Origin of the sequence: Paraburkholderia sp. C35, from assembly GCF_003121405.1 — a bacterium.
Taxonomy (GTDB): domain Bacteria; phylum Pseudomonadota; class Gammaproteobacteria; order Burkholderiales; family Burkholderiaceae; genus Paraburkholderia.
Genome location: NZ_QBUY01000212.1, coordinates 1 through 3,997, shown reverse-complemented (window position 1 = coordinate 3,997; position 3,997 = coordinate 1). Strand labels below are relative to the sequence as shown.

2 protein-coding genes and 1 pseudogene are annotated in these 3,997 nt (G+C 57.1%); all 3 read right to left on the bottom strand.

The genetic code is table 11. The features are described from left to right. Positions 1 to 472: pseudogene (locus tag DK391_RS44755) on the bottom strand (hypothetical protein); the annotation flags it as partial. A gap of 834 nt (positions 473 to 1,306) precedes the next feature. Continuing rightward, positions 1,307 to 2,344 carry a GlxA family transcriptional regulator gene (locus DK391_RS43940; protein ID WP_109484259.1) on the bottom strand — a complete coding sequence of 346 codons (1,038 nt, stop codon included), beginning with the start codon at positions 2,342 to 2,344 and terminating at the stop codon, positions 1,307 to 1,309. Positions 2,345 to 2,349: 5 nt separating this feature from the next. Continuing rightward, positions 2,350 to 3,714: an MFS transporter gene (locus tag DK391_RS43935; protein ID WP_239483123.1), complete on the bottom strand. Its 1,365-nt coding sequence runs from the start codon at positions 3,712 to 3,714 to the stop codon at positions 2,350 to 2,352. Between the last annotated feature and the right edge of the window lie 283 nt (positions 3,715 to 3,997).

Sequence of the window (3,997 nt, the reverse complement as noted above, 5' to 3'; positions counted from 1 at the left end):
CGGCCGGCGCGTGGGCTCGGAGATGCGGATCAGAGACAGGCGTCGGACTCGGCGTCGGCGTCGGCGTCGGCGTAGGTGTAGGTGTCGGCGTCGGAGTAGGCGTCGGCGTCGGAGTAGGCGTCGGCGAAGGCGTGTTGCTCGGCGTACCGCTGGTCGCTGCCGCGCGAACCCAGCAGGCCTTTCCGTAACCATATGCAGGATCCGTATTCGACACTGCGCCCACATAACAGCCCACGCCGTTCGTGAACGTACGCGGCGCGGTGAGCATCACAGACGGTGCGTTCGGCGGCACAGCGCCAAAAACGACCGAGCCCGTTCCGAGGAACGAGCAGGTGCCGTTTTCCTTGCCGCACAGCGTGTACTGCTGGCCTGAGACGGTAATCGTCGATGCCTGGGCGTATGCCTCCTGTGCACCGAACGAGGCCAGCACGGTTGCCGACGCAACCCCCAATACTTTCCAATAACTCATCATTGTTCGTTGATCCCGCTGAAATCAGTTATCCCCGAAGGCCCAGCAGGATCGTTTTTACGAATCGTCCCGCTGTGACGTCATTGAATGAAAAATGAACCGGCATCGGCTTTTTATTACGGATTGCTTACTATCGTGCTCGCGTACGGGCAGGACAGACTTTCATGCAATCGCGCATGCGATTACCGGGAACGTGCAGAGACTCCGCGCTCTCGCGGACAGGAGATCCCCGTACGCATCTGATGTGAGATCAGATGGGTGGCCGATCGGGTCGAACCGGATTCATCAATAGGAATCCTGAATGCATACCGATGCACGCTCCGCGTTTTGGACGACCGCATGCCGTCACGAACCCTGTCGGTTCGACGACATTGAAGCACCTCAACGTGAATCAGCCGCGATCACAGCCCCGCCTTCCCGCGGTTGAACGTCAACGCAGGAACGACGGGCACACGCCTGAATGAGACGAAACGGCTGCTTGCGTCACGCAAGCATTATCGGTAGCAATTACTTCTATTCGACCCCGACCAAGTATTAATTACAGAAACTTTCAAGGCAGACGAATTATAAACGTTTCATTCGTGTAACGTTGTCCGCCAAAAAGCGAAAAGGTGATGTCGTCGGTAATTGTGTAGCTATTTCGAGATATGTTTTCGTCGAGGCGGATCGATTGGGGAAGTTTCACCCGCGACGGCCCGGAAAAAGTAAATTCATGATTGATATGGTTATTTTTTTGGCTTTTTCGTATTACAAATAACCGATTTATGCCTTTTGATTTTCAGGTGCACGATAATAGGGAAAATCGCTAATTCGGGTTAGCACCAATATTGGTCGATTTTATGAAAATGCGCCGGTTTGATTGGCGCGATATGTATTCGGTGCGACACCAAATTCTTTCCGAAATTCGCGTCCGAGATGAGAGGCATCTGAGAAACCGCAGGTCGCTGCAATTTCAGCGACTGTCCTTTCCGAACTCGTCAAAAACCACGCCGCCGTCTTGAGCCGCAAGCGGCGTGCATAAGCCAGAGGGGACTCACCCGTCTGCGATTTGAATAGCCGTTGCAGATGACGCACGGACATATCGACACGCCCGGCAAGCTGATCGAGGCTCAAAGGCCGCCCGATGTGCTGCTGCATCAGATGGACGGCACGTTTGAGGCGTGGATGCGTGAACGGCTCTGTGCCAGGTGGATGCGGTTGCGGGGCGCTCGCGCGTTGCGCATCCTCCACCAGCAGAATGCGCAATGCTTTCTGGACGATCGCGACATCGATATGACGCTGAAGGATGGCAGCCGCCACATCGATCGAAGCCCGTCCACCCGAGCATGTGATACGTCGACCGTCTGTCACGTAGAGCCGGTCGGCCACGAGCAGCGATTCATCGACATACGGAAACCGGCCGACATAGTCCCAGTAGTGAAACCAGCTGACACACACGCGGTAGCCATTCATCACGCCCGCGCGTGAGAGCGCGAAAGCGCCCGTGCAAATGCCGACGAGCGTCGCCGACGTAGCAGCGGCATCCCTGATGAAGCGCAACGTTGCATCGCTGACGGACGGCCCCGAATGCAGCAGGCCGCCTATCACGACGACGTAATCGAATCCCTTTGCTTCATCGAAGGTCTGCCACGGCTGCACCTGAATGCCGCAACTGGCACGGACAGGCGTGAGCGTCTCGCCCACGATCGTCCATGCGCAGCGCACGGGCTTGCTGAAGTCGTCGTCGTCGCTTGCGAGTCTCAACAGATCGACGAAGCCGGAGAACGCCGTCAGCGTAAAGTTGGGCAACAGCACGATGCCGAAGCGCACGGGAGGCGTGTTGCGTGTGCTGGCGGTATCTTCCGGAAGCTCGCGCATATCATGTGCAGTGCGCATGTCGATTACTCATCGGCAAGAGGCGCGCGCGACGTTTCGCGACTGCCGAGCATCGCCAGCAGTGCGACGCCTGCTGCACCGACGAGATACCACGCCGGCGCGAGCTTGCTGCCAGTCACACCGATCAGCCATGTTGCGACCAGCGGCGCCGTGCCGCCAAAGATCGCATTCGCCGCGTTGAAGCAGAACGCAAAACCGCTGTAGCGCACGCGTGTCGGAAAGATCTCGGCGAGAAAGCACGGCAATGTCCCATCGTTCATGGTCAGCAATGCGCCAAACGCAATCTGGATCACGACGATCATCATGAAGCCGGCGCCTGCCAGCCCTTTGAAAAGCGGTACCGTCAGCACGGCGAACAGGATCGACGCGCCGATCAGCATCGACTTGCGGCCGATCCGGTCGGACAGCGTGCCCATGACGAAGATCAGCGCGATATAGGCAGTGAGGGAAATCGTCGCGGCGATGAACGACGCCGTTTCGTCCATGCCCAATTCTGTCGACAGATAAGTCGGCATATAGCTCAGCACCAGATAGAACGCGACGGCATTGAGACAGGTCACACCGAACGCGATCACCATCTTCATGCGATGCTTGCCCAGCAGTTCGGCAATCGGTGCACGCGCAACGTGTTGATCGTGCTCGAGCGCCTTGAAACGCGGGGTATCTTCGAGCTTCAACCGGATATACCGTCCGATCAGGCCAAAAGGTGCGGCGAGCAGAAACGGCAGGCGCCAGCCGAACGCATGCAGTTGTTCGCTGCTCAGCAGCGCGTGCAGTGCCGCGATGAGCAGCGAGCCGAACAGCAAACCTGCCGCCGTGCTGGCGGGCACGATGCTCGTGTAGAAGCCACGCCGGTTAGACGGTGCGTATTCCGCAAGAAAGGCGGACGCACCCGCATATTCGCCGGAGGCCGAAAATCCCTGCACGACGCGCACCAGCAGGAGCAGCACGGGCGCGAGCATGCCGACTTGTGCGTAAGTCGGTAACAGTGCGATCAGGAATGTCGAGCACGACATGATGAGACTCGACAGCGACAGCGAGGTGCGACGGCCGATCTTGTCACCGAAATGTCCCCACACGATTCCGCCGACGGGCCGCACGATGAACGAAATGGCGAACACGCCGTAGGCGGCGAGCAGTCCTGTCGTGGTGTCGGTTTTAGGGAAGAAAACGACGGCGATGATGGTGGCGAGATAGCCGTTTGACGCGTAGTCGAACCATTCAACGAAGTTGCCGATGAAGCTTGCGAATGCGGCGCGTTTGAGGAGTTTGGGGTCGACGGTGGTGTGAGTTGGGTTGTTGCCTGCGGCAGCTGTAGATGTGGTGATGCTTGAGACTGATTCATCTGCCAGGGTTCTTCTCGTGCTCATGAGTTTTCTCCAGACCTGTTAATGCAAAGGTGATTCGCGTTTCGCGAGATGTTTAGCGTTTGAATGCATGGTAGGAGTTCATAAACGTTGAAGATTTTTGATCACGTCATGGGGGTTTCTGTTTTCGACATTGAGGGTTAACGTTTGGTTTTGGTTTTGGTTTTGTTGTTGTTGTTGTTGTTGTTGGCATCCGCGAATTGGTGTTTGTACTTCATGCGTCGCCCCTGTGCGGGGCGGCACTTACTTTCTTTGCCGCCGCAAAGAAAGTAAGCAAAGAAAGCGG

Bases quoted from the DNA above. Each gene is read 5' to 3' on its own strand.
- DK391_RS43940 (WP_109484259.1), bottom strand. From the start codon at position 2,344: ATGCGCACTGCACATGATATGCGCGAGCTTCCGGAAGATACCGCCAGC.
- DK391_RS43935 (WP_239483123.1), bottom strand. From the start codon at position 3,714: ATGAGCACGAGAAGAACCCTGGCAGATGAATCAGTCTCAAGCATCACC.